Source organism: Thalassolituus sp. UBA2590 (assembly GCF_002339775.1).
GTDB lineage: Bacteria > Pseudomonadota > Gammaproteobacteria > Pseudomonadales > Oceanobacteraceae > Thalassolituus.
Window position 1 is genome coordinate 40,179 of sequence record NZ_DDKU01000052.1, and the last position, 22,034, is coordinate 62,212.

General features: G+C 52.1%; 21 protein-coding genes. 13 read left to right on the forward strand and 8 right to left on the reverse strand.

Translation table 11 applies throughout. The annotated features are described in order from the left end of the window. Window positions 1-26 precede the first annotated feature (26 nt). Complete coding sequence (locus B2067_RS04695; protein WP_297531196.1) at window positions 27-758, reverse strand: ComF family protein; 732 nt, start codon at window positions 756-758, stop codon at window positions 27-29. Window positions 759-797: 39 nt separating this feature from the next. On the opposite strand from B2067_RS04695, the gene bioB reads away from it, so the two are divergent. The 6 genes from bioB (at window position 798) to B2067_RS04725 (ending at window position 7,706) form a co-directional block, all read left to right on the forward strand. Further along, on the forward strand, window positions 798-1,850 hold the full coding sequence (gene bioB / locus B2067_RS04700; protein ID WP_139325806.1) for a biotin synthase BioB: 1,053 nt from the start codon (window positions 798-800) through the stop codon (window positions 1,848-1,850). A gap of 103 nt (window positions 1,851-1,953) precedes the next feature. Further along, window positions 1,954-2,205 carry a flagellar basal body rod C-terminal domain-containing protein gene (locus B2067_RS04705; protein ID WP_068439164.1) on the forward strand — a complete coding sequence of 84 codons (252 nt, stop codon included), beginning with the start codon at window positions 1,954-1,956 and terminating at the stop codon, window positions 2,203-2,205. A 17-nt stretch (window positions 2,206-2,222) separates the two neighbouring features. Beyond that, complete coding sequence (locus tag B2067_RS04710) at window positions 2,223-3,008, forward strand: putative metalloprotease CJM1_0395 family protein (RefSeq protein WP_301387627.1); 786 nt, start codon at window positions 2,223-2,225, stop codon at window positions 3,006-3,008. Window positions 3,009-3,238: 230 nt separating this feature from the next. Continuing rightward, entirely contained in the window at window positions 3,239-5,044 is a 1,806-nt protein-coding gene (locus tag B2067_RS04715; RefSeq protein ID WP_301387628.1) for an acyl-CoA dehydrogenase C-terminal domain-containing protein, read from the forward strand. Window positions 5,045-5,166: 122 nt separating this feature from the next. Beyond that, window positions 5,167-6,957, forward strand: coding sequence for an acyl-CoA dehydrogenase C-terminal domain-containing protein (locus B2067_RS04720; RefSeq protein ID WP_076515407.1), 1,791 nt, complete (start codon window positions 5,167-5,169; stop codon window positions 6,955-6,957). A 155-nt stretch (window positions 6,958-7,112) separates the two neighbouring features. Then, window positions 7,113-7,706, forward strand: a complete 594-nt coding sequence (locus tag B2067_RS04725; protein ID WP_297531205.1) for a TetR/AcrR family transcriptional regulator — start codon at window positions 7,113-7,115, stop codon at window positions 7,704-7,706. A gap of 86 nt (window positions 7,707-7,792) precedes the next feature. On the opposite strand, the gene B2067_RS04730 is transcribed toward B2067_RS04725, so the two are convergent. After that, the gene (locus B2067_RS04730) at window positions 7,793-8,134 is read right to left on the reverse strand and encodes an HPF/RaiA family ribosome-associated protein (RefSeq protein ID WP_297531207.1); all 342 of its coding nucleotides are present in this window, start codon (window positions 8,132-8,134) and stop codon (window positions 7,793-7,795) included. A gap of 218 nt (window positions 8,135-8,352) precedes the next feature. Between B2067_RS04730 and B2067_RS04735 the strand changes: the two genes are divergently transcribed. From B2067_RS04735 to hisC, 6 genes are all read left to right on the forward strand, one after another. Beyond that, the gene (locus B2067_RS04735) at window positions 8,353-9,030 is read left to right on the forward strand and encodes an HAD family hydrolase (protein WP_068439257.1); all 678 of its coding nucleotides are present in this window, start codon (window positions 8,353-8,355) and stop codon (window positions 9,028-9,030) included. A 206-nt stretch (window positions 9,031-9,236) separates the two neighbouring features. After that, window positions 9,237-10,718 (forward strand): anthranilate synthase component I, encoded by a 1,482-nt coding sequence (gene trpE, locus B2067_RS04740; protein WP_297531210.1) that lies wholly within the window; start codon window positions 9,237-9,239, stop codon window positions 10,716-10,718. Window positions 10,719-10,730: 12 nt separating this feature from the next. Next, window positions 10,731-11,324 (forward strand): aminodeoxychorismate/anthranilate synthase component II, encoded by a 594-nt coding sequence (locus B2067_RS04745; protein WP_076515397.1) that lies wholly within the window; start codon window positions 10,731-10,733, stop codon window positions 11,322-11,324. A gap of 12 nt (window positions 11,325-11,336) precedes the next feature. After that, window positions 11,337-12,383, forward strand: a complete 1,047-nt coding sequence (trpD, locus tag B2067_RS04750) for an anthranilate phosphoribosyltransferase (protein ID WP_301387630.1) — start codon at window positions 11,337-11,339, stop codon at window positions 12,381-12,383. Between the two features lie 19 nt (window positions 12,384-12,402). Beyond that, window positions 12,403-13,203 carry an indole-3-glycerol phosphate synthase TrpC gene (gene trpC / locus B2067_RS04755; RefSeq protein ID WP_301387631.1) on the forward strand — a complete coding sequence of 267 codons (801 nt, stop codon included), beginning with the start codon at window positions 12,403-12,405 and terminating at the stop codon, window positions 13,201-13,203. 794 nt (window positions 13,204-13,997) lie between these two features. Further along, entirely contained in the window at window positions 13,998-15,098 is a 1,101-nt protein-coding gene (gene hisC, locus B2067_RS04760) for a histidinol-phosphate transaminase (RefSeq protein WP_301387632.1), read from the forward strand. Between the two features lie 26 nt (window positions 15,099-15,124). Here hisC and B2067_RS04765 read toward each other — a convergent pair whose 3' ends face one another. Next, window positions 15,125-16,294, reverse strand: a complete 1,170-nt coding sequence (locus tag B2067_RS04765; protein WP_301387633.1) for a trypsin-like peptidase domain-containing protein — start codon at window positions 16,292-16,294, stop codon at window positions 15,125-15,127. Window positions 16,295-16,363: 69 nt separating this feature from the next. Between B2067_RS04765 and B2067_RS04770 the strand changes: the two genes are divergently transcribed. Further along, a complete protein-coding gene (locus B2067_RS04770; RefSeq protein WP_301387634.1) occupies window positions 16,364-17,125 on the forward strand; it encodes a Nif3-like dinuclear metal center hexameric protein in 762 nt (253 codons plus the stop codon). Window positions 17,126-17,152: 27 nt separating this feature from the next. Here the strand turns inward: B2067_RS04770 and B2067_RS04775 are convergent, their stop codons facing one another. The 5 genes from B2067_RS04775 to B2067_RS04795 form a co-directional block, all read right to left on the reverse strand. Beyond that, window positions 17,153-18,073, reverse strand: coding sequence for a DUF808 domain-containing protein (locus B2067_RS04775; protein WP_301387635.1), 921 nt, complete (start codon window positions 18,071-18,073; stop codon window positions 17,153-17,155). 27 nt (window positions 18,074-18,100) lie between these two features. Next, the gene (locus tag B2067_RS04780) at window positions 18,101-18,760 is read right to left on the reverse strand and encodes an outer membrane beta-barrel protein (protein ID WP_301387636.1); all 660 of its coding nucleotides are present in this window, start codon (window positions 18,758-18,760) and stop codon (window positions 18,101-18,103) included. Further along, the gene (locus tag B2067_RS04785; RefSeq protein ID WP_301387638.1) at window positions 18,757-19,674 is read right to left on the reverse strand and encodes a hypothetical protein; all 918 of its coding nucleotides are present in this window, start codon (window positions 19,672-19,674) and stop codon (window positions 18,757-18,759) included. Before B2067_RS04785 ends, B2067_RS04780 begins: the two co-directional genes overlap by 4 nt. Window positions 19,675-19,810: 136 nt before the next feature. After that, window positions 19,811-20,866: a hypothetical protein gene (locus B2067_RS04790; RefSeq protein WP_068437197.1), complete on the reverse strand. Its 1,056-nt coding sequence runs from the start codon at window positions 20,864-20,866 to the stop codon at window positions 19,811-19,813. Between the two features lie 159 nt (window positions 20,867-21,025). Further along, on the reverse strand, window positions 21,026-21,958 hold the full coding sequence (locus B2067_RS04795; protein WP_301387639.1) for a DMT family transporter: 933 nt from the start codon (window positions 21,956-21,958) through the stop codon (window positions 21,026-21,028). Window positions 21,959-22,034: the final 76 nt, after the last annotated feature.

Consider the following 22,034-nt stretch of genomic DNA (forward strand, 5'->3'; position numbering starts at 1 on the left):
ACATTATGCCTGAAGGTGAGCTGGGTTTATCGGGTTTTCGGTGTTCTGGCAAAACACCAGGCGCCGACCTTCTGCGCATTGGATTCTTTCAGAAGTGCTGCAGCGGTGTGAAGCGTGCTGCCGGTAGTCATGACATCATCAACGATAAGAATGTGTTTGCCAGCAAGGTTGAGATTGGTTTCTACGCGCATATCGGTTTGACTACTGGCTCGCTGTCTGGCGGAACGTCCACGTTGCTCCTGGTGTTTCGTTTTCTTCAGAAGACGATGGAATGGCAGGCCGAGATCATGGGCGACTGCGCGGGCCAATTCTTCACTCAGGTTAAAACCGCGCCAGAGTCGTCGTCGGTGGCTGGTGGGTATGCAGGTAACCATATCTGGGTAGTTTTCAGGCTGGTCATCTAAGGCAGGACGTGCCATCAGCATGAGCGTCTGCATCCGGCTGATTTGCCTGGTATCGCGTTTGTCCTTACAGCGATGCAGCCAGTGAGGAAGCGGGTGTTCGTAACTGAGAGAGCAATAGCTGTAGTCGTACGCTGGTGGCGTTCGCTGGCAGCGACCGCACAACCCCTCCGTCGAAACACTTTCGCTGCACTGCGGGCAGGCAAGTCCCATGTAGGGTAAGCGGTTCAGGCACTCCTCGCAGATTCCTGTACTGCTGCCATCGGGCTCAAGGCAGAGCTCACACTCGAAGAGTTGATCAAAAAACGTACTGAGGTTACCCCGGATTTTCATCAGGGTTGACCAGTTATGCCTCATCTTTATCATCCGTGATACTGACACCAAACTGAGGGTACCATGATGAGCACTGTTCGCCACGACTGGACTGTTGAAGAAGTCGAGCAGCTACTGAACACGCCGTTTAATGATCTGCTTTTTCAGGCTCAGACCGTGCACCGTGAGTATCATGACCCGAACGCCGTACAGGTAAGTACCTTACTGTCCATTAAGACGGGTGCATGCCCGGAAGATTGTGCGTACTGCCCTCAGAGTGCCCGCTACGACACCGGACTGGAGCGTGAACGCCTGATGGAAGTTGAGGCGGTTATTGAGAAGGCCAAGGCGGCTAAGGCTGCGGGTTCGGATCGTTTTTGTATGGGCGCTGCGTGGCGTTCGCCGCGCGACAAAGATATGCCTTACGTACTCGCGATGGTTAAGGGCGTGAAAGAGTTGGGCCTCGAAACCTGCATGACGCTCGGCATGCTGGATGATAAGAAGGCGGATGCCCTCGCTGAAGCGGGCCTCGATTACTACAACCACAATCTTGATACGTCGCCTGAGTTTTATGGTGAAATTATCACGACGCGCACGTATTCAGATCGCCTGAATACTCTGGCTAATGTGCGTAACGCCGGCATGAAAGTATGCTCCGGTGGCATTCTGGGGATGGGCGAGTCCCATAAAGACCGTGCGGGTCTTCTGGCTCAGTTGGCTAATCTTCCGGTACATCCCGATTCAGTACCGATTAACCAGTTGGTGAAAGTGGCGGGCACGCCGCTTGAGACTCAGGGCGATCTTGATCCTCTGGATTTCATCCGCACCATTGCAGCAGCCCGCATTATGATGCCAGCGTCTCATGTTCGTCTGAGTGCTGGGCGAGAGGAAATGTCGGAAGAAATGCAGGCAATGTGCTTCTTTGCCGGGGCTAATTCCATTTTCTATGGTGAGTGCTTACTGACGACTCCTAACCCGGCTGCTAACAAGGACCAGGATCTGTTCCGTAAACTGGGAATCAACTCAGAACATCGGGTTACCAAGGCCCCACAGGAGCTTGACGAGATATTGGCGCAACCTGAGCAGAATGCTGATCTTTTTTATGACGCTTCTCAGCAGTCAGCACAAACTCACTGATTTATATAAGAAATCAGTCTAAACGCCATCCTGTCCGGGATGGCGTTTTTGTTTTTGATTTGATTAAATAATGATCAGGAACATTTGTTCAGCAGAGGTCGTTATGAATATAGGATCAACAGCAGGTTCGACGTTCGCCACCGCAGCATATGGTGTCAGTCAGGGAACCGAGCAGGTTGCCAAGGCTGCCCAGACCGTCGTTGAAACTACAACCGAGCGTCCCGTTGAGGGGACCGGAGATCTTGCGTCTGCGATGACAGACATGAAGCAGGGTCAGCAGGCTACTGACGCAAACGCGAAAGTACTGCAGGCAGCCGACCGTCAGCTGGGTTCTCTTATCGATACGCAGGCGTAATCCCCTGAGGGCGTTATATGCAGATAGCGTCAGGTGTACTCTTCACCGCTCCTGAGCCCGCTTATTCTTCGCGGGCTGAGAGAAGCCCCCAAAATACCAACATAGGCACTGATGCAACGACAGACGTCGGTGCCGACTCCCCGGTAAATGCCGCTCCCGAAGCGGGGAAGACCCTTGATGGCGCCTCTTCATCCGTCCGCCAGCCTGACGCTGACATGCGTAAGCAGCAGGAGGATGCTGACCTCGTACGGCAACTACAGAGCCGGGATATTGAAGTTCGGAACCATGAAAGAGCCCATCAGGCAATTGGTGGGCAGTTGGCGAGTGCACCGACGTACAGCTTTACCAAAGGTCCTGATGGTCAGAGGTACGCGGTATCAGGTGAAGTCAGTATTGATGTCTCGGACGTGCCGGGAGATCCCTCCGCGACTTACGAGAAGATGGCGCGTGTCCGGCGGGCAGCGCTGGCACCTGCGGAACCATCTGCTCAGGACCGTCAGGTCGCTGCCATGGCGGCACAGAAAATGGCCGAAGCTCAGGCCGATATTGCTCAGCAGCAACGCGAAGACCTGAGCGCAGAAGCAGAATCGAGAGATCAGAAGCGCGATGACATGCGTGCAGAGATCGAAGCGGCGCGACAGGCTCAGTCAGGCTCCGATGAAGACGAAGACGAAGGTTTCGTCTCCGTCGCTGAGCGCTTCGCTGAATATAACGCCAGACTTCGTCAGATCAACGAAACATTGCTGCGCATAAGCTCTCCGAGCCTTCCAACCTCCGGGACTCTCTTCGACGAAGAAGCCTGATTGGCTTAATCGGTCATAACCCTTTCTTTTCAATTTCTATGCGATCAATCCCCGATGTTGCATCCCTCTCAGGCTTGACAATTCCATTGTGCGAACGTATGTTTCAAACACTTGTTTGAATCTGGATTGTATATCCTGATCGAAATTGCGTCCTGCCAGGCTTTTGGGCTGCGGGAAAATAATCAGGCAGCCTAGCTGCGCTAACAAATAACGGCAACGAGGTCATCCCTATGCCAGAGTATAAAGCTCCCCTCCGTGACATTCAGTTTGTAATGAACGAACTGCTGGATATGCCAGGTCATTACGCAAACATCCCAGCTTATGCTGAGGTTGCAACGCCTGACATGATCGACGCCATTCTGACTGAAGGTGCAAAATTCTGTGAGCAGGAGCTGGCTCCTCTGAATCGTACTGGTGACATCGAAGGTTGTACCCGCCACGATGACGGCTCCGTAACCACGCCAACTGGCTTTAAAGAAGCTTACGCTAAGTACGTTGAAGGCGGCTGGCCTTCACTGGCGCACGAAGAAGACCATGGCGGTCAGGGCCTGCCAGAATCTCTGGGTACTGTTATCTCTGAGATGGTGGGTTCATCTAACTGGTCATGGGGCATGTACCCGGGTCTGTCTCACGGTGCGATGAACACTCTGGACCTGCACGGTACGCCAGAACAGAAACACACCTACCTGAGCAAGCTGGTTTCAGGTGAGTGGACTGGTACCATGTGTCTGACCGAATCACACTGTGGTTCTGACCTCGGTATCCTGAAGACCAAAGCGGAAGCAAACGCTGACGGTTCTTACGCCATCACTGGTTCTAAAATCTTTATCTCTGCTGGCGAACACGACATGGCAGAGAACATCGTACACATTGTACTGGCTCGTCTCCCAGGTGCTCCAGAAGGTACCAAGGGTATCTCTCTGTTCATCGTTCCTAAGTTCCTGCCAAACGAAGATGGCACTCCGGGCGAGCGCAACGGTGTTGTATGTGGTTCTATCGAACACAAAATGGGTATCCACGGCAACGCGACCTGTGTGATGAACTTCGACGGTGCTAAAGGCTGGCTGATCGGACCTGAAAACAAAGGTCTGAACTGCATGTTCACCTTCATGAACACTGCCCGTATCGGTACTGCTCTGCAGGGTGCATCTGCGGCTGAAGCGTCTTTCCAGGGCGCACTGGCGTACGCGAAAGATCGTCTGGCTATGCGTTCTCTGACTGGTGCTAAAGCGCCTGAGAAAGCAGCTGACCCAATCATCGTTCACCCAGACGTACGTCGCATGCTGCTGACTCAGAAGTGTTTCGCAGAAGGTGGTCGTGCGCTGGTTTATCTGGCGGCACAGCAGAACGACATCGTTAAGAAAGCGGAAAGCGAAGAAGAGCGTAAAGCTGCAGACGAGCTGCTGGGCTTCCTGACTCCAATTGCGAAAGCTTTCCTGACTGAAGCTGGCTACGAAGCGACTAACCTGGGTGTTCAGGTATTCGGTGGTCACGGCTTCATCGCTGAGTGGGGTATGGAGCAGCTGGTACGTGATACTAAGATCGCTTGTATCTATGAAGGTACTACTGGCATTCAGGAGCTCGACCTGCTGGGCCGTAAAGTACTGATGACTCAGGGTGCGTCTCTGCGTAACTTCACTAAGATCGTTCACAAGTTCTGTCAGTCTGTTGAAGGTGACGAACAGATGGCTCAGTTCGCAGCGCCTCTGGCTGAAGTGAACAAAGAGTGGGGCGACCTGACCATGAAGATCGGTATGACCGCTATGAAGAACCGCGAAGAAGTGGGTGCTGCATCGGTTGATTACCTGATGTACTCTGGCTACGCGACTCTGGCTTTCCTGTGGGCTCGCATGGCGAAAGTTGCTCAGGATGCAATCGCAGCAGGCACCAGTGAAGAAGACTTCTATAAAGCGAAAATTCAGACCGCTAAGTTCTACTTCGCACGCGTACTGCCACGCGCTAAAGGTCACGCTGCAGCCATGGTTGCCGGCGCTGACAGCATGATGGATCTGGACGCTGAACACTTCGCGTTCTGATGTGTCTGACTAAGAAGAACCGCGCCACGGCGCGGTTTTTCTGCGTTATATACAAAGCTATTTTGATTGAATTTCTGAACGTTCCTGATGTGCGTTCTGTACCAATATAAATGAGGTGAGTCATGCCAGAATATAAAGCTCCGTTACGCGATATGCGCTTTGTTCTGAATGAAGTTTTTGATGCGGGTTCAATGTGGGAATCCCTTGCTGGTCTGCAGGGTGCTGTGGACATGGAAACCGCGGAAGCCATCCTGGAAGAGTGTGGGAAAATCGCAAGCCAGGTTCTGGCACCGATCAACCGTGACGGTGATGAGAACTCATCTACCTGGGAAAACGGTGAAGTGACTGCCGCTCCAGGCTTCAAAGACGCCTACCAGACTTACGTTGAAGCGGGACTGAACGGTCTGGGTGGTAACCCTGACTTTGGCGGTATGGGCATGCCTAAGACTCTGGTTGCTCAGGTTGAAGAGATGGTTCAGGGCTCTAACATGGCGTTCGGTCTGGCGCCTATGCTGACCGCTGGTGCGTGTCTTTCTCTGAATGCTCACGGCTCACAGGAACTGAAAGAAAAGTACCTGCCGAACATGTACTCAGGTGTATGGTCTGGCGCAATGGACCTGACCGAACCACACGCGGGTACTGACCTGGGTATCATCCGTACCAAGGCAGAGCCAAACGCTGACGGTTCTTACGATATCACTGGCACCAAGATCTTTATCACTTGGGGCGAGCATGACATGGCGGAGAACATTATCCACCTGGTACTGGCGAAACTGCCGGATGCACCAGCTGGCCCTAAGGGTATTTCTCTGTTCCTGGTACCTAAGTTCCTGGTGAACGAAGACGGTTCTCTGGGTGAGCGCAATGCAGCTTCTTGTGGTTCGATCGAGCACAAGATGGGTATCAAAGGTTCGGCGACCTGTGTAATGAACTACGACGGTGCAAAAGGCTGGCTCGTAGGTGAAGAAAACAAAGGTCTGGCGTGCATGTTCACCATGATGAACTATGAGCGTCTGGGTGTGGGTATCCAGGGGCTGGGCGTTGCCGAGAACTCTTACCAGAACGCTGTTGCTTATGCTCGTGACCGTATCCAGAGCCGTGCGCCAACTGGTGCAGTCGCGAAAGACAAAGCAGCTGACCCTATCATCGTACACCCTGATGTACGTCGTATGCTGATGACTATGCGTGCGTTCAACGAAGCCGGTCGTGCGTTCTCTACCTACGTAGGTGCGTGGCTGGATACTTCTAAGTACAGCGACAACGCAGATCAGGCGAAGCACGCTGAGCAGATGGTTGCTCTGCTGACGCCGGTTGCGAAAGCATTCATGACTGACGTAGCTCTGGAAAGCGCGATCGCGGGTCAGCAGATCTTTGGTGGTCACGGCTTCATCCGTGAGTGGGGTCAGGAACAGCACGTTCGTGACCTGCGCATCACTCAGATCTACGAAGGCACAAACGGGATTCAGGCGCTCGACCTGATGGGCCGTAAGATTGTTGGTACCAACGGCTCTCTGTACAAAGTATTTGAGCAGGACGTTAACGACTTTGTCGCGTCACAGGCGGGTAACGAAGCTGCGGCTGAGTTCATCGAGCCTCTGAAGGCAGCGATGGAGAATCTGTCTGATCTGACTCAGTGGGTTATCGATCAGGCTCAGAGCAACCCGAACGAGATCGGTGCGGCGTCTGTTGAGTACCTGCACGTATTTGGCTACGCGGCGTACGCTTATATGTGGGCGAAGATGGCGGTTGTTGCTCTGCCTAAGCAGGATGACAGCTTCTACAAGGCGAAAGTGGAGACTGCACGTTTCTACGTTAAGCGTCTGCTGCCTCGATACATTGGTTTGTCAGCAACCGTTAAGGGTGGCTCTGAGTCACTGTACGGTCTGGACGACGAGATGTTCGAGACTGCCTGATACTGACATTGTCAGTATGAGCGTAAAGAAACCGCCTCCGGGCGGTTTTTTTGTGCCCGAAGTGTCAGGCCATCTTCTTCCTGGTGATAAGTTCATGTACACTTGCGCCAATCTGTATATTTATAAGAAAAACTCATCAATCTGTAGGGGGCGCTGTGGCCGCTGCGAAGGAACTGGATAAACGGGTAGAACGATCTCGCCGCCTGTTGGTTAATACACTACTCAAACTGATGGCAGAGAAACCATACTCAAAGCTATCGGTAGCGAACATTTGTGAGCACTCAGGCGTGGCCCGTCCGACATTCTATCTGCACTTCCGGTCGAAGGATGATCTGCTGCGTTATTACATCGAGCAGATGTTCCTGGAGTTTGCCGAGCAGATTGACCCAATTCTCACCCGGTCACCTAACGTCGATCCTGAGATTGCGGTACTGATGTTCCGTCAATGGCAGTTGCATTCTGACGTGGCTAAGTTGCTGGTGGCCGAAGATGTTGAAGCGATCCTGTTAAATGAGTTTAAGACCTATGTCGGGCGCACGATTGAGCGCTACATCGAAGCCCACAAGCTCAACATTGCCAGCAACAGTCGCATTCACTATGTGATTGATTATCTGGCTGGCGCGTCATTTGCGGTCATTGTTCGCTGGATTCGTGAAGACTTTAACGAAAGCCCCGAAGAGTTGGCGTCACTGTATGCTGATCTTTCCCGTCCTGGCTTATTGCAGGTGCTTCTCAGCGGCAAGCTGTAGTTTGAATCTCTGGTTGAATAAGATCAGATAGAAAAAGGGGCCTGATGGCCCCTTTTTATTTGCACTGTCGTTTTCAACTCTGTCGGTCAGTGCATTCTGCGCTTGCTGTCGATGCGCTTATTGTGAATTTTACCTATCTTTCGCTGTGCTTTATCGAACGCGTCACGCAGAGCAACGTACATATTTTCATGCTCTGATTTATCGTGATGGTCGTGGGTGATAGCAACGGTTTCGCCGGGAAGTCCGACCTCAAGAGAGATATGAGCAATGTTCCCTTTGTGGCTGTGGTTGTGGGGTAAGCCAACAACGGCTCGGATTCCTGTTATTTCATCGTAGCGGGAGGCCAGTTTGCTGGCTTTTTCGCGGATCTGGTACTCAATAGCGTCAGAGTGTTCGATATCACGGAAAGAAATTTCCAAACCTTTCATAGTCGCTCCTTTTCACAGTGGCGAGACGCGCTTTACTGCGCCGTCTTGATTAAGGATGGACTATTCACACTACGCCTGTGGTGATTCAGGTCAATCCTGGAAACGTGGCAAAATGTAATTTGTCACATTTCAGCAGTCTGATTGTGTTTGTACCTTTACAATCGGGACACTATGGTCATCCCGGGCGTATGGTAGTCTGTAGGTCAGAGGAGGACGGAATGAAGGTTTATGATGTCCCGGTCGTATTCTTTGACCTTGATGACAGCCTGATAAATAAAGACGCCAACAGCTTGTGGATTCGCTGGCGTTTCCGTCGTGATCGCTGGGCCATGGTGGAAGGCGTTCAGGCATTGTTGTCATTGTACCGCGCCTATAAGAAAGGGCGCGTCACACATACCCGCTTGTCCAATTACTACCGAACCCGCACCCGCGGAATGACCCTTGCCGATTACCAGTCGTCTGTCGAACGTTTCTTCAATGAGCGCGGCCAGCTTCATATTTACCCGCAGGCGGCCTCTCTGTTATTTGCCTATCAACGTCAGGGAACCCGGATCGTGATGATCACCGGCGCTGATGAGGTTGTCGCAGAGGCTTACGGCCGCGAGCTGGGCATTGGAGATGTCATCAGCAATCGTCTGGATGTCGCCGAAACTCAGATCAAGGGGCTGCAGAAACCCTTGTGTTACGGGATTGGCAAAGTAGATATGGCGCGACGTTTTTTGAGTGGTTCGGGCTATGGCCTGGATCAGGCAGCCTTCTATTCTGACAGCCATGCTGACCTGCCATTGCTTGAGCAGGTCGGGTTTCCGGTGGTTCTGAATCCGACTCAAATTCTTGCCGATGTCGCACAGGAGCGTAGCTGGCCGGTACTGGATTGGCGTGAGACCGTTTCATAGTACGCAAATTCAGGAGAGGTCTTGCTCCTGCGGCGACCAGCCGTTATATTCAGCCGTATCTCTCAATTATTCTCCGGAGCAAGCGGTGTTCTTCCAATACAGCCGCCCACAACAACAGGGTCAGCACCTGACCCGTCGATGGTGTTAAGCGCCAGAACTTCTTACGTCTTTTATTTTTTACGCGCTTAACAATCTGAAGGTTTTATATGACTCCGCAATCTTTTGCTGCTCTGGCTGAACAGGGCTATAACCGTATTCCGGTCGCACGCCAGGTACTGGCTGATCTTGATACTCCTCTGTCTACTTATCTCAAGCTGGCTGATCAGCCATATACCTACTTATTCGAGTCGGTGCAGGGCGGCGAGAAATGGGGGCGTTACTCCATGATCGGCCTCCCAGCCCGTGAAGTCATCCGGGTAAGTGGTTACACCGTGCAGCACCTGCGGGATGGCGAAATCATTGAAGAGCAGGAGGTTAATGATCCTCTGGCATTCATCGAGGAATTTCAGGGGCGCTTCCGGGTGCCAGATCTGGAAGGCCTGCCGAAGTTTGACGGTGGTCTGGTGGGGTACTTTGGCTACGACACGATCCGCTATATCGAACCGCGACTGAAAGACAGTTGTCCTGAAGATGAAATCGGTACGCCGGACATACTCCTGATGGTCTCCGAAGAGGTCGTCGTTTTCGACAACCTCAGCGGCAAACTGCACCTGATTGTGATGGCCGACCCGTCTGTGGAGCAGGCTTTCGAAAAAGCCGAACAGCGCCTGGGTGAACTGCGCGAAACTCTGCGTGCGCCTTATCAGGGCGAAGTTGGTCAGCTTCGTACGGCAACGGAAATTACCGAAGAGGATTTTCGCTCGTGTTTTGGTGAGCAGAAATTCATGGATGCCGTCGATCAGATTAAAGAATACGTACTGTCTGGCGACATCATGCAGTGCGTGATTTCTCAGCGCATGCGCATTCCTTTTGACGGTAACCCTGTTGATGTATACCGGGCTCTGCGTACGTTAAATCCATCGCCATATATGTATTGCCTGAACCTTGGTGATTTTCATGTAGTGGGATCTTCACCAGAAATTCTCGCCCGACTTGAAGATGGTGAAGTGACCGTGCGCCCGATCGCTGGCACGCGCAAGCGGGGTTATACCGAGGAAGAAGACAAGGCCTTCGAAGATGAGCTTCTTGCTGACCCGAAAGAAATTGCCGAACACCTGATGCTGATCGATTTAGGCCGCAATGATGTGGGCCGAATTGCAAAATCCGGTCAGGTGAAAGTCACTGATCAGATGGTCGTTGAGCGTTACAGTCATGTCATGCACATCGTGTCTAATGTGACTGGTAAAGTAAAAGACGGCATTACGGCAATGGATGTGTTACGGGCAGCCCATCCTGCCGGTACCTTGAGCGGTGCTCCGAAAATTCGTGCAATGGAAATCATCGATGAATTCGAATCCACCAAACGCGGTGTTTACGGCGGAGCAGTGGGCTATCTGAGCTGGAATGGCAACATGGATACCGCTATTGCTATCCGCACGGCTGTGATTAAAGACGGTACCCTTAACATTCAGGCTGGCGCCGGTGTTGTTGCTGATTCTGTGCCGCGACTTGAATGGAAAGAGACGATGAACAAAGGCCGTGCCGTATTCCGTGCAGTCGCAATGGCGGCTGCAGGGCTGGATCAGTAAAGGAGAAATAGCATGCTGGTAATGATCGATAATTATGACTCCTTTACCTACAACGTTGTTCAGTATTTCACTGAGCTCGGAGCCGAAGTAAAGGTATTCCGCAATGATGAAATTACCGTCGAAGAAATCGAAGCGCTGAAACCCGAGCGCCTGGTTATTTCACCGGGGCCCTGCACGCCGAATGAAGCGGGCATATCTATGGAAGCGATCCGCTATTTTGCCGGAAAAATTCCAGTGCTGGGTATTTGCCTCGGGCACCAGAGCATCGGCCAGGTATATGGCGGTGATATCATTCGTGCCGGGCAAGTTATGCACGGCAAAACCTCGGATGTTTATCACGCAGGTCAGGGTGTTTTTTCAGGGTTACCCAATCCTTATAAGGCGACCCGCTACCATTCTCTGGTGATAGATAAGCAGAATCTTCCGGACTGTCTGGAAATTACTGCATGGACTCAGAATCCTGACGGCAGTATGGAAGAAATTATGGGTGTCCGACATAAAGAGCTGGCCGTCGAAGGTGTTCAGTTCCATCCGGAATCTATTTTGACGGAGCATGGGCACGAATTATTGGATAACTTTCTAAAAACGACGCTTAACCGCGACTGACAGGAGAAACTCATGGAAATTAAAGAGGCACTGGCTCGCGTTGTTGAGCGTCAGGACCTGTCTACCAACGAAATGATCGACGTCATGCGTCAGATTATGACGGGTCAGTGTGACGACGCTCAGATAGGCGCTTTTCTCGTTGCGCTGCGTATGAAGAGCGAGAGCATCGATGAAATCGTGGGTGCTGTTACCGTCATGCGCGAACTGGCTACGGGCGTTTCTGTTAAGGCTGAAAATGCGGTTGATATCGTGGGCACTGGCGGTGATGGCGCGAATCTTTTCAATGTATCAACGGCGTCATCATTTGTTGTCGCGGCTGCTGGCGGCACCGTTGCAAAACACGGTAACCGGGGTGTTTCTTCAAAATCCGGTAGTGCAGATCTGCTGGAAACCGCAGGGGTCAATCTGGCTCTTACTGCAGAGCAGGTTGCGCGCTGCATTGATGAGCTCGGTGTTGGCTTCATGTTTGCGCCATCACACCACAGTGCAATGAAGCACGCCATCGGCCCAAGAAAGTCGCTGGGCATGCGTACCATTTTTAATATCCTTGGGCCAATGACCAACCCGGCGGGTGTTGCGAATCAGGTCATTGGTGTTTTCTCACAGGCGCTTGTGCGCCCTGTTGCGGAAGTATTGCAGAGAATGGGCGGTGGTCATGTATTAGTCGTGCATTCAAAAGACGGACTTGATGAAATCAGTCTGGCCACTGAGACATACGCCTGTGAATTAAAGAATGGCGAGTTGCGTGAGTTTGTTATTACTCCAGATGAGCTCGGTATTGAGTCTCAGCCACTAAAAGGACTGGACGTTGAAAGTGCTGAGGCGTCCCTGACCTTAATTAAGGATGCCTTAGGAAAGCGTGAAACAGCCGAAGGCCAACGTGCTGCAGATATGCTCGCATTAAATGCTGGCGCCGCGATCTACGTGGCTGGTCTGGCGACAAGCCTGAAAGAGGGCGTCGCCATGGCAGATGACGCAATTTGTTCAGGCCTTGCGCTGGGCAAACTCAATGAACTGGTCAGCTTCTCCGGACTGCTGGCGGAAGACAACGACCGCTGAGCGGCACGAAAGAATTGCTATGAATACTCCGACCATTCTGAAAAAGATCATCGATACCAAAGCCGTAGAAGTGGCTCAGCGCCGTGCGAACCTTCCACTGAATGAGCTCAAAGCTCAGACGCTGGATATGGACAAAGACGCACTGCGTGGTTTTTACCACTCGATGAAAGCGAAAGTCGATGCTGGCCTGCCAGCAGTGATCGCTGAGATTAAGAAAGCATCGCCATCGAAAGGCGTACTGCGTGAGAACTTTATTCCGCAGGAAATCGCAGAATCCTACGAGAAAGCCGGCGCTGCGTGTTTGTCTGTACTGACTGACCGCGATTATTTTCAGGGCCACGAAGACTTCCTGAAGGCGGCACGCAAAGCCTGCAGCTTGCCGGTGATCCGTAAAGACTTTCTCGTTGACCCTTACCAGATCTACGAAGCTCGCGCGATTAATGCCGATTGCGTGCTGTTGATCGTTTCTGCTCTGAGCAAAATGCAGCTTCAGGACCTTGAAGGCATTGCCCACGAACTGGGTATGGATGTATTGGTAGAAGTGCACGACGGTGAAGAGCTGGAAACGGCACTGACTATGCAGACACCTCTGGTTGGCATTAACAACCGTAACCTTCACACCTTCGACCTGACGCTTGAAACAACCTTCGGTCTGCTGGACAAAGTACCATCTGATCGCCTGCTGGTTACTGAAAGCGGTATTCTTGGGCCAGAAGACGTTGCTGCCATGCGTGAGCGGGATGTTCATGCGTTTCTGGTGGGTGAAGCCTTTATGCGGGCGGAAGATCCGGGCGAGGAGCTCGCCAAGCTGTTTTTCTGATGTTTTGTTGAGGCGGCTGATTAGCCGCCTTTTTTTGTAGCTGTCTTTTTTGTAGCCACCTTCGGTGGGTGGGCTTCTTTGGCTGCCGCCAGGCCTTTGTTTTTTCTGCAAGGGGCAGGCCCCTTCCGATCCCCTTTTCCGGCGTGATGCCCTGATCCTTGTCTCTTGATACCGATTGGGGCACGCCTGCAGCGGCCATCCATGGCCGCGGGCAGGCTTAACCGGCGTCCTGCCGGTTAGCACCCATCGTTATCTACGATCCTGCGGGGTCATCACAAGCCGGGCTTCATCAGCGCTCCGCGGCGAGGTTGAATAATATTTATGTAGGCCTTTTGGTGGGTAGTACCCACCCTACGGTAGGGTGGGCATTGCGCACCATGAGAAGAGCACGGTTTCGCGGATTTAAATGCGCCTCTGGGGGCGCCGGGATTTACGCCAGCTTTGCAGGTAACGTGAGGCAGGATGCCGAACGAGGCTCCATACGGGCATGGATGCCCGCCGGAGCCGGTTGCCGGAAAAGCCAGTAAATATCGGATTCACGGCCCAGAAAGCGCGAAAGCAGGGGGATGGGCCGCCCGCCCGGGGGACAAGGTCCCCCAACAAGGGCATATAGACCCGGCGGCAGCTAGAAGTGACCTCCTGCCGAAGGCAGCTGTAAACCTTGAGGATCGGAAGGGGCTTGCCCCTTGCAGAAAAAACAAAGGCTTGGCGGCAGCCAAAAGAGCCTCCTGCCGAAGGCAGCTAAAAATGTATAATGCCGCCACAACTTTCCAGATTCACGCAAGGCTACCAATATGTCCATCAACGCTTTAGTTGAACAGCTCATCCGCCCTGAAATCCGCACCTTACAGGCGTACCCCGTCGGTAAGGCCGAGGGCATGATTAAGCTGGACGCTATGGAGAATCCATTTCGCTGGCCGGAGGATATGATCTCTGAGTGGCAGTCACTGCTCGCCGATTGCGCCCTCAACCGTTATCCAAACCCCGTCGCCCCTGAGGTCGTTGCTGGTCTGCGTGAGGCGATGCAGGTGCCGGATAAATATGAGGTGCTTTTGGGTAATGGCTCGGATGAGATTATTCAGCTACTGGCGATGGCGGTTGCTCAGCCGGAGGCTTGTGTTCTGGCGCCTGAACCCGGGTTTGTAATGTATAAGATGATCGCGACCTTTGTGGGTATTGATTATTGCGGTGTGCCATTAAACGATAATTTTTCTCTGAATCGGGATGCCATGCTGGCGGCGATTAATGAGAAAAAACCGGCGCTGATTTTTCTGGCGCAACCGAATAATCCGACCGGTAATTTATGGGCAGAAGACGATCTGGTCGCCATTATTGAGGCGAGTAATACGGCGGATCATAAAGGTCTGGTCGTATTGGATGAAGCGTATCTACCCTTTTCCAGTCGCAATCATCTGAGCTGGCTGGACCGTTTTGATAACGTGCTGGTCATGCGCACGCTGTCGAAAGTCGGGCTGGCTGGTCTGCGTTTGGGCATGCTGTTTGGTCGTAAAGAGTGGTTGTCAGAGCTGGATAAAATTCGCATGCCTTACAACATTAATGTGCTCACGCAGGCGTCTGCGGCATTCGCATTAAAACATTACGATGTACTGATGCAGCAGTGTGATGTATTAAAATCAGAGCGTGAAAAAATGCACGGGAAGCTCTCAGAGCTTGGCTTTTCTGCGTTTGATTCAGAGGCGAATTTTACTCTGGCACGTGTGCCCGAGGGTAAAGTAGCCCGCAATATATTTGAGGCATTAAAGCAGGAAAATATTCTGATCAAGTGCACCGATGGTGCTCACCCATTGTTAGCGAAAACGCTACGTTTTACAGTGGGAGCGCCTGAAGAGAATATTGCGCTTTATGCTGCGCTCGAGAAAGTCCTGGCTGCTTGAGAAGGCAGCTTCAGGTTTACGCAAGATCAGTTTTCTGGCTGGTCTCTTAGACCAGCAAACGCTGTGGTCGACAGCTGCTCTCCACTGCGCAGAAATTCTACAGATATTTTATCGCCGGGCCTGAGGCTGGCAATCCGGTTCATGGCATCGACGGCGTTGTTCGCACTATCACCATTTAGACCGATGATAATATCACCCGCTGCCAGCCCAGCCTGTTCTGCTGGCCCTTCAGGAAATACACCCGTGACCAAAAGTCCGGTTAATTTCTCTGGAAGCTTCAGTGATTTGAGCAATTCTGGCGAAGCTTCCTGTACTTCAATGCCCAGCCAACCACGGATCGTTGTACCGTAACGTGCAATGTCAGCCATGGTTCTGTGGGCGATATCAGCAGGTATCGCAAAGCCTATGCCTTCACTGCCGCCAGACTGGGTGAAAATGGCGGTATTGATGCCAACGAGTTCGCCGTAGGCGTTGATCAGCGCGCCGCCCGAATTACCCGGGTTAATGGCTGCATCGGTCTGGATGTAGTCTTCGTAAGTGTTGAGCCCGAGGCGGTTACGGCCTTTGGCCGAGATGATCCCCATCGTAACTGTCTGGCCGACACCAAATGGGTTGCCGATAGCCAGTACAACGTCACCGACGTCATGACCATCAACGTTGGTAATGGTTGCCGGGGCAATATCGTCAGGAAGGTTGATCTGTAAAACCGCGAGGTCGGACTCAGGGTCGCTACCGACCAGTGTGGCTTCTTCATCCCTGCCATCGAACAGTGCAACCGTGATTTCATCCGCCCCTTCGATCACGTGGAAGTTGGTGATGATATGACCTTCATTGGACATAATCACGCCCGAGCCGAGGCTGCTTTGCATGCGGTCACTGGGTTGTTCTGATTCGCCGAAGAAGCGTCGTAGAGCTGGGTCATTCAATAGCGGATTTGTGCGTCGCTTCACGACCTTGCGGGTATAGATATTCACCACGGCAGGTGCGGCTGCATTAACGGCATCCGCATAACTTACCGGGCCCTGCATCGCTGGTACATTTGATGCGACATGTTGCTGCGGTTGTGGTTCCTGAACAGGAGTCGCGACCTGAGGCAATACCCACTCGGGTGCGATCAACAGTATCAGAGTGGCAATAAGGCCTCCGATGGCTGCAGGGAACAATATCCGCAATGCGAATGTCTGCGTTGGAGACATTTGTCAGCGCTCCGCAATCTCTCTAAGATCAATGAGCTGACATGTTACAAACTTTTGGATGGCACGACTATGGCGGTTACACGTAAAGAGCTTATTTCTCATCTTGATCATATTCTGCAAAGCCGCAAAATCCGCGACTATTGTCCGAACGGATTGCAGGTATCAGGTAACGAAACCATCCAGAAAGTCGTGACGGGAGTGACCGCAAATCAGGCCTTGATAGAAGCTGCTATCGCTGAAGAGGCAGATGCGATTTTTGTGCACCATGGCTACTTCTGGAAAGGTGAGGACGAATGCATTACTGGGATCAAGAAAGAGCGGATTAAAGCGCTTCTGCTTAATGATATAAACCTGATTGCTTACCACCTTCCGTTAGATATGCACCCGATATACGGCAATAACATTCAGCTTGCGGATGTTCTGGGGATTCAGGTCGACGGCCCTCTGGATGAGTCTGACCCATCCGTGCCGGGTAATATCGGTCGTTTGCCAAGACCGATGACGGGCGGTGAACTGAGTGCTTGGATTGCACAATGTCTGCAGAGAGAGCCTCTGCACATCGGAGAGTCTGGCGATACGATCGAAACGGTCGCCTGGTGTACTGGAGGCGCGCAAGGCTACCTTCAGAAGGCCATTGATGCGGGTGTTGATGCCTATATTACTGGTGAAGTGAATGAACCAGCGGTTCACCTGGCACGAGAAACAGGCACGCACTTTTTCAGTGCCGGACATCACGCAACTGAACGCTATGGCGCCAAAGCGGTGGGTGAGTATCTCGCCGATGAATTTGATCTGGATGTTGTATTTATCGATATCGATAACCCGGTTTAAATATCATCCAGCTTTTTATACAGTCGATTAACCGCGCAGTTTATTTAATAGCTGTACCGGTATGACCAGTATGACACCGATAGCAATACCAGTGATCAGGTTGACCGTCATCCCGGAGATCAGCTCAGCAGAGGGAATCGCCAGGTAAGACGCCGATTTAGCAATATCATGCGTAAAGTGTTCAATCGCGGGGATATGATGGGCAATAATACCACCCCCGACCAGAAACATGGCGATGGTGCCGGCAATTGAGAGAAAACGCATCAGGCGGGGCGCCAGTCCTAGTAAGAATCGTCCGAGGGTTTCTTTGAACATGCCCAGGCGGGCTTCTTTTTGTTCGGTTAGCCAGAGGCCAGCATCATCAAGCTTGACGATACCAGCGACCAGCCCATAGACACCGAAGGTAAATAGAATAGCGAGTAGTGACAACGCAATTATCTGTGTAAAGAGGGCAGCGCTGGCCATAGTGCCAAGAGAAATTACTATAATTTCTGCCGAAAGAATAAAGTCGGTCCGGATGGCGCCTTTAATCTTTTCTTTTTCAAACGCTACCATGTCCGTTTCCGGGTTGTTGATGGCTTCAACTCTTGCCTGATGTTCTTCCGCTTTTTTATGAAAGAATTTGTGCATCAGCTTTTCGACGCCTTCGTAGCACAAATAGGCTCCACCTATCATCAGAAGCCAGGCGATGGCCTGCGGTAAGAATGCACTGATCAGTAAGGCTGCAGGGACGAGAATAAGTTTGTTTAAAAGTGAGCCTTTGGTAACAGCCCATACGACGGGGAGTTCTCGCTCTGCACGAATACCTGTCACCTGCTGCGCATTCAGAGCTAAATCATCACCCAGAACGCCACTGGTTTTCTTCGCCGCAACTTTGGACATAACAGCAACATCGTCCAATACGGTAGCAATATCATCGAGTAACGCGAGTAGGCTGCCAGCGGCCATGGTTTTACTTCCTGTGTTTGGTAAAGGTCAGAATGCTAAGCCTAACATCAGACTGTTGTAGCGGATATCGAATGCTCGTCTTGTGTCGGAGAATACGTCGTTCAGTCGTTGATGATTGATTGATAGCATGAACTTAATGTCATCATCCAGAGGGTGATACAGGCTGATCCCAGCGTAATACCCCTGGCCGCGGTCACTGGCTGAGGCCTCACCTGATGGGTATACGTCATCAAAGTATTCTTTTACCGTTAGTTGGGTGTTATAGATCAGTCCGCCACCTTTCACATATAGCCTGGTTCTATTGTATTGAAAGGTCTCAACCTGCAAACCCAGCGCGACAATGTCAGAGGTCAGACTGTTTTTATACTCGCCTGCGATATCCCGCTGCTTATTTGTTTCGGATTCGCGGTGACGGGTGTAATCCACTTCAAGCTTGAGCCAGGAAAGAGCTGAATATTCCAAAGCCAGTCCATAATTTAAATTGGAATCAAACTCCGGCTGGTTCGAAGCGTTTATTGCACTGTCCGTCTCTATATCCGCTTGTGAGATACCGATGTGGGGTATTACAGACAAGCGGGATAACAGGCTGTTCTTGGTCGTAGGGTAAGGCTCGCTGTTCGCCAGAGAGCAGGTGAGAAGTAGAACTGCGAGACTGATGAGTTTCGTAGAAACGGAGAAAGGCTTCATGGACGATACTCCACCTGAAGGTTATCACTACGGCTACCGGTGATACTGCCGCCACTGAAATCTTCGCCGATCTGGCCCTGCCGCTGACGCACGAGTGACAGTTGAATGGTGCAGTAATCAAGTTCGAATTCATCGAAGTTGATTTCAGTCGGCTCATACAAACCCAGGGTCGCAGCACTGAGGGTGGCTTCGATAAAGAATTGAACAAAGCCTGTCACTACGTCTCCGAGATTCGCTGACGTTTCAAGCACACCCGTGGCGGGAATAATATCGCCAACGCGGATATCCTCCTGTTGATCGTCTTCAATCTGCGAAGTGTAAACCCAGCTAAGGTCATCACTATCGGTAGTGGATCGGCAGCGGTTGTAGGTCACTAGTTTGAAGTCATCGGCAGAGATACCTGTCCACTCGAGTGGAATAATATCGTCGCGGCTTGAATAGCTCAGGCCTGGCTGCGGTGCTGTGATTTCGACGGCAGCCGGTAACAGAAGAGTGGCTTCGAAGCCCTCGAACTCACCTGGGCCAGGGTCGACTAATATATCCTCTGTCGGATACCAGCGCTCCTGACGGGTTTCCTGAGGTCGGTGAACTATCGCTACCTTGATGGTATCTGTGTCTGGGTTCGGGATACCTATTTGTCCGGAGTAGAAATTGTCGCGTTCATCGATACCGGAAAGGATAGCCGCGACGCTCTCCGAGGTGACTTCCAGCACATTGCCACCAACCATAGGGGCCGGTTGTCCTGAGTCGTAAACGGCTGCGGCGACACTGGCATCGGTATCGCCGTTCGTGAGACTGGCCTCGACAATAATGGCCACCCCGGTATCTGGTATCTCTATGTCAGGTACGGGTTCTGAGCAGCCGACGATGCAGGTGATTAGGCTTAACGCAGAGAGAGCTGGCGTGACGTTCACGTTCTATCTTCCATGAGCTTTATTGTCCAGCATACAGCGCCGGTGCATTAATCAAAAACAAAAAAGCCCGCCATTAAAAAAGCCCACCTTAAAGGTGGGCTTTGTTACTGCGTTAGCAGTGAATCACAGTACAGGATCAGAAGTAGAAATCGATGGTTGCGTAAAGAGCATCGAAGTCACCTTCGAGAGCCATGCCATTTCTGTCGACGTACCCGTCTTGAGTGAGATATTCGAGATACATCCAGCCTGGGCCGTAGTCGTAGCTGAGGCCAGGTGCAAAGGCACGGATGGTGTCGGCATCATTACCGTCGGTATCAGGCTGAGCGTACGTCAGGTCTGCGTAGAAAGACCAGTTGCCCGTGTTCAGGCCGACTTCTGCTGCGTAGCGGTCGTTTTCAATAGTAACGTCTGCGACTTCATTCGGCAGGTTACGCTCGGTAGAGATGTAAGAGGCTTTTGCCCAGAGGCCACCGAAGTTAATGGTGTAGTAAAGTGCAGCAGCATTATGGTCGCCCGAGACTTCACCGTCTCCGCTGACCAGTTCCTGCAAGCCACCGCTTTGCGCAGACACACCGAAGGTCGCCATATCGTTGACCGAGTAGGCCAGGTTACCTACAAAAGTCTGTACTTTGCGGTAGGTGCTGGTGCTACCCCAATGGCGATTATCATCCATAGTATCCGTACTGGTTGACCAGTCATCAGCGAGGTACAACGCAGCATCGTAGTGCAGTGAGCCCAGCGTCTGAGATACTTTTACACCGACATCCATCTGATCGCCGTATCCAGCCAGCAGCATATCGCCCGGCCAGAAGTTGTAGGTTTTCCAGGCGAATGGCACCTGGTTCTTACCGATAGTCACCATAGGACCGTCTTCAAACTGGTAACCAACCCAGGCCTTGTGAATCGCAAACTGGCTGCCTGTGCTGTTGTTGTCTGCATCGGTAAAGCTGCCTGGGCCAATACGGGTTTCTGCAGAGTAAGTCCAAGGGGTGTCAGGCACATTGCCGTCGGCGTACAGAACCAGCGCCTCGCTGTCGATGACCCCCCATGATTCCTGGTGTGCATCATTATTTTGCTGGTATTGGTAATTAAACCAAACTCCACCAGAGAGGTTAGGGCTCGCGTGTGCGGCGGTAGACAGTATCGCGGCTGCGGTCAGCGCTGATACCTTAAAGGCAACAGACTTCGTCATGGATAGCTCCTGGCTAGCTGTGTTTAAGATAGGTATTTATTAATTCCTGCTTTTTCAGATGCAGGACTTATACAAGTGTAGCAGTTTGTATAGAAAAATCAGTGTGGGAGGAGAGGACCGCCCGTTTTGTCCTGAAAAGATAGGGCGATCCGGAAAAGCTTATTTCAGGCGGGACACGCCAATCATAACCAGGGTCATTCCAACGACGGCTGCCCAGCCGAATGGCTCCCCAAGAAACAGGATGGCCATGATCGTCGTCATCACCGGGCCAATAGTGCCCGACACGCTGGCTTTGGCGGGGCCAATTCTTTTAATGGCCTCACTGACCATAAAAGAAGGAACAACCGTCGCGATAATGGCCAGCACAAAGGTACCGATCCAGCGTGGTGTGTCCATCTCTGGAATCACCAGTCCTTCACTAATCGAGTAATGTACCAGCGTCGCTATGGTCGCCGACCCCATCGAGATACAGGTAAAGAACAGACTTCCCAGTTCGGCAATCCCACGCTTACTGAACAGAATAAACAGCGAGAACGACAGCGCACTGCCGAGTATCAGCAGGGTGCCTTTGGTAATGTCACTGTCGCTGGTGCCCGGCGGAGCAATCTGCAGATCATGGCCATACATAATGCCCAGCCCCGCATAAGTAAGTACTAACGCCGGGATAACAGAACGGCTGACTTTCGCACCGAAGAACAGTGCGCCGATCACCACGACCATGCTGGGATAGGCGTACAACATCAGGCGCTCTAGTTGGGCACTGACATATTCTAAACCCGATAAATCAAGCAGTGATGCAAGGTAATACCCGAGCAACCCGACAGCGGCGGCCCGCAGCATGGTTGTACCCGCGGGCTTTTGCTCCATGCGCTTCCACAGCATCGAACCGATCACCAGATATACAGGCAGTGCAATCACCATGCGCAGACCCATCAGCGGCATGGCACTCATGCCGAGGCTGTACAACCATTTGATCAGAATCGGTTTGGTTGAGAACAGGAATGCAGCGCTTAAGGCCAGCATCAGGCCAAAGCGGATGTCTCTGGTGTTGTCTGTGGATTGGTCTGCGTGCGTTGGTTCAGGAGCAGCCATGGTCATTCCTTTTTTAAACGTTGGTCGGTGACCGTTTGGGGTAATGGATGGCTGCGGAAGAGAGTTAAGGCGGAAG

Excerpts from the sequence above, each read along its gene's own strand:
- B2067_RS04705 (WP_068439164.1), top strand. The coding sequence starts at position 1,954 with ATGAATATAGGATCAACAGCAGGTTCGACGTTCGCCACCGCAGCATAT.
- B2067_RS04735 (WP_068439257.1), top strand. The coding sequence starts at position 8,353 with ATGAAGGTTTATGATGTCCCGGTCGTATTCTTTGACCTTGATGACAGC.
- B2067_RS04695 (WP_297531196.1), bottom strand. The coding sequence starts at position 758 with ATGAGGCATAACTGGTCAACCCTGATGAAAATCCGGGGTAACCTCAGT.
- B2067_RS04715 (WP_301387628.1), top strand. The coding sequence starts at position 3,239 with ATGCCAGAGTATAAAGCTCCCCTCCGTGACATTCAGTTTGTAATGAAC.
- B2067_RS04795 (WP_301387639.1), bottom strand. The coding sequence starts at position 21,958 with ATGGCTGCTCCTGAACCAACGCACGCAGACCAATCCACAGACAACACC.
- trpD (WP_301387630.1), top strand. The coding sequence starts at position 11,337 with ATGGAAATTAAAGAGGCACTGGCTCGCGTTGTTGAGCGTCAGGACCTG.
- bioB (WP_139325806.1), top strand. The coding sequence starts at position 798 with ATGATGAGCACTGTTCGCCACGACTGGACTGTTGAAGAAGTCGAGCAG.
- B2067_RS04730 (WP_297531207.1), bottom strand. The coding sequence starts at position 8,134 with ATGAAAGGTTTGGAAATTTCTTTCCGTGATATCGAACACTCTGACGCT.
- B2067_RS04710 (WP_301387627.1), top strand. The coding sequence starts at position 2,223 with ATGCAGATAGCGTCAGGTGTACTCTTCACCGCTCCTGAGCCCGCTTAT.
- trpC (WP_301387631.1), top strand. The coding sequence starts at position 12,403 with ATGAATACTCCGACCATTCTGAAAAAGATCATCGATACCAAAGCCGTA.
- B2067_RS04720 (WP_076515407.1), top strand. The coding sequence starts at position 5,167 with ATGCCAGAATATAAAGCTCCGTTACGCGATATGCGCTTTGTTCTGAAT.
- B2067_RS04765 (WP_301387633.1), bottom strand. The coding sequence starts at position 16,294 with ATGTCTCCAACGCAGACATTCGCATTGCGGATATTGTTCCCTGCAGCC.
- B2067_RS04775 (WP_301387635.1), bottom strand. The coding sequence starts at position 18,073 with ATGGCCGCTGGCAGCCTACTCGCGTTACTCGATGATATTGCTACCGTA.
- trpE (WP_297531210.1), top strand. The coding sequence starts at position 9,237 with ATGACTCCGCAATCTTTTGCTGCTCTGGCTGAACAGGGCTATAACCGT.
- hisC (WP_301387632.1), top strand. The coding sequence starts at position 13,998 with ATGTCCATCAACGCTTTAGTTGAACAGCTCATCCGCCCTGAAATCCGC.
- B2067_RS04780 (WP_301387636.1), bottom strand. The coding sequence starts at position 18,760 with ATGAAGCCTTTCTCCGTTTCTACGAAACTCATCAGTCTCGCAGTTCTA.
- B2067_RS04770 (WP_301387634.1), top strand. The coding sequence starts at position 16,364 with ATGGCGGTTACACGTAAAGAGCTTATTTCTCATCTTGATCATATTCTG.
- B2067_RS04790 (WP_068437197.1), bottom strand. The coding sequence starts at position 20,866 with ATGACGAAGTCTGTTGCCTTTAAGGTATCAGCGCTGACCGCAGCCGCG.
- B2067_RS04745 (WP_076515397.1), top strand. The coding sequence starts at position 10,731 with ATGCTGGTAATGATCGATAATTATGACTCCTTTACCTACAACGTTGTT.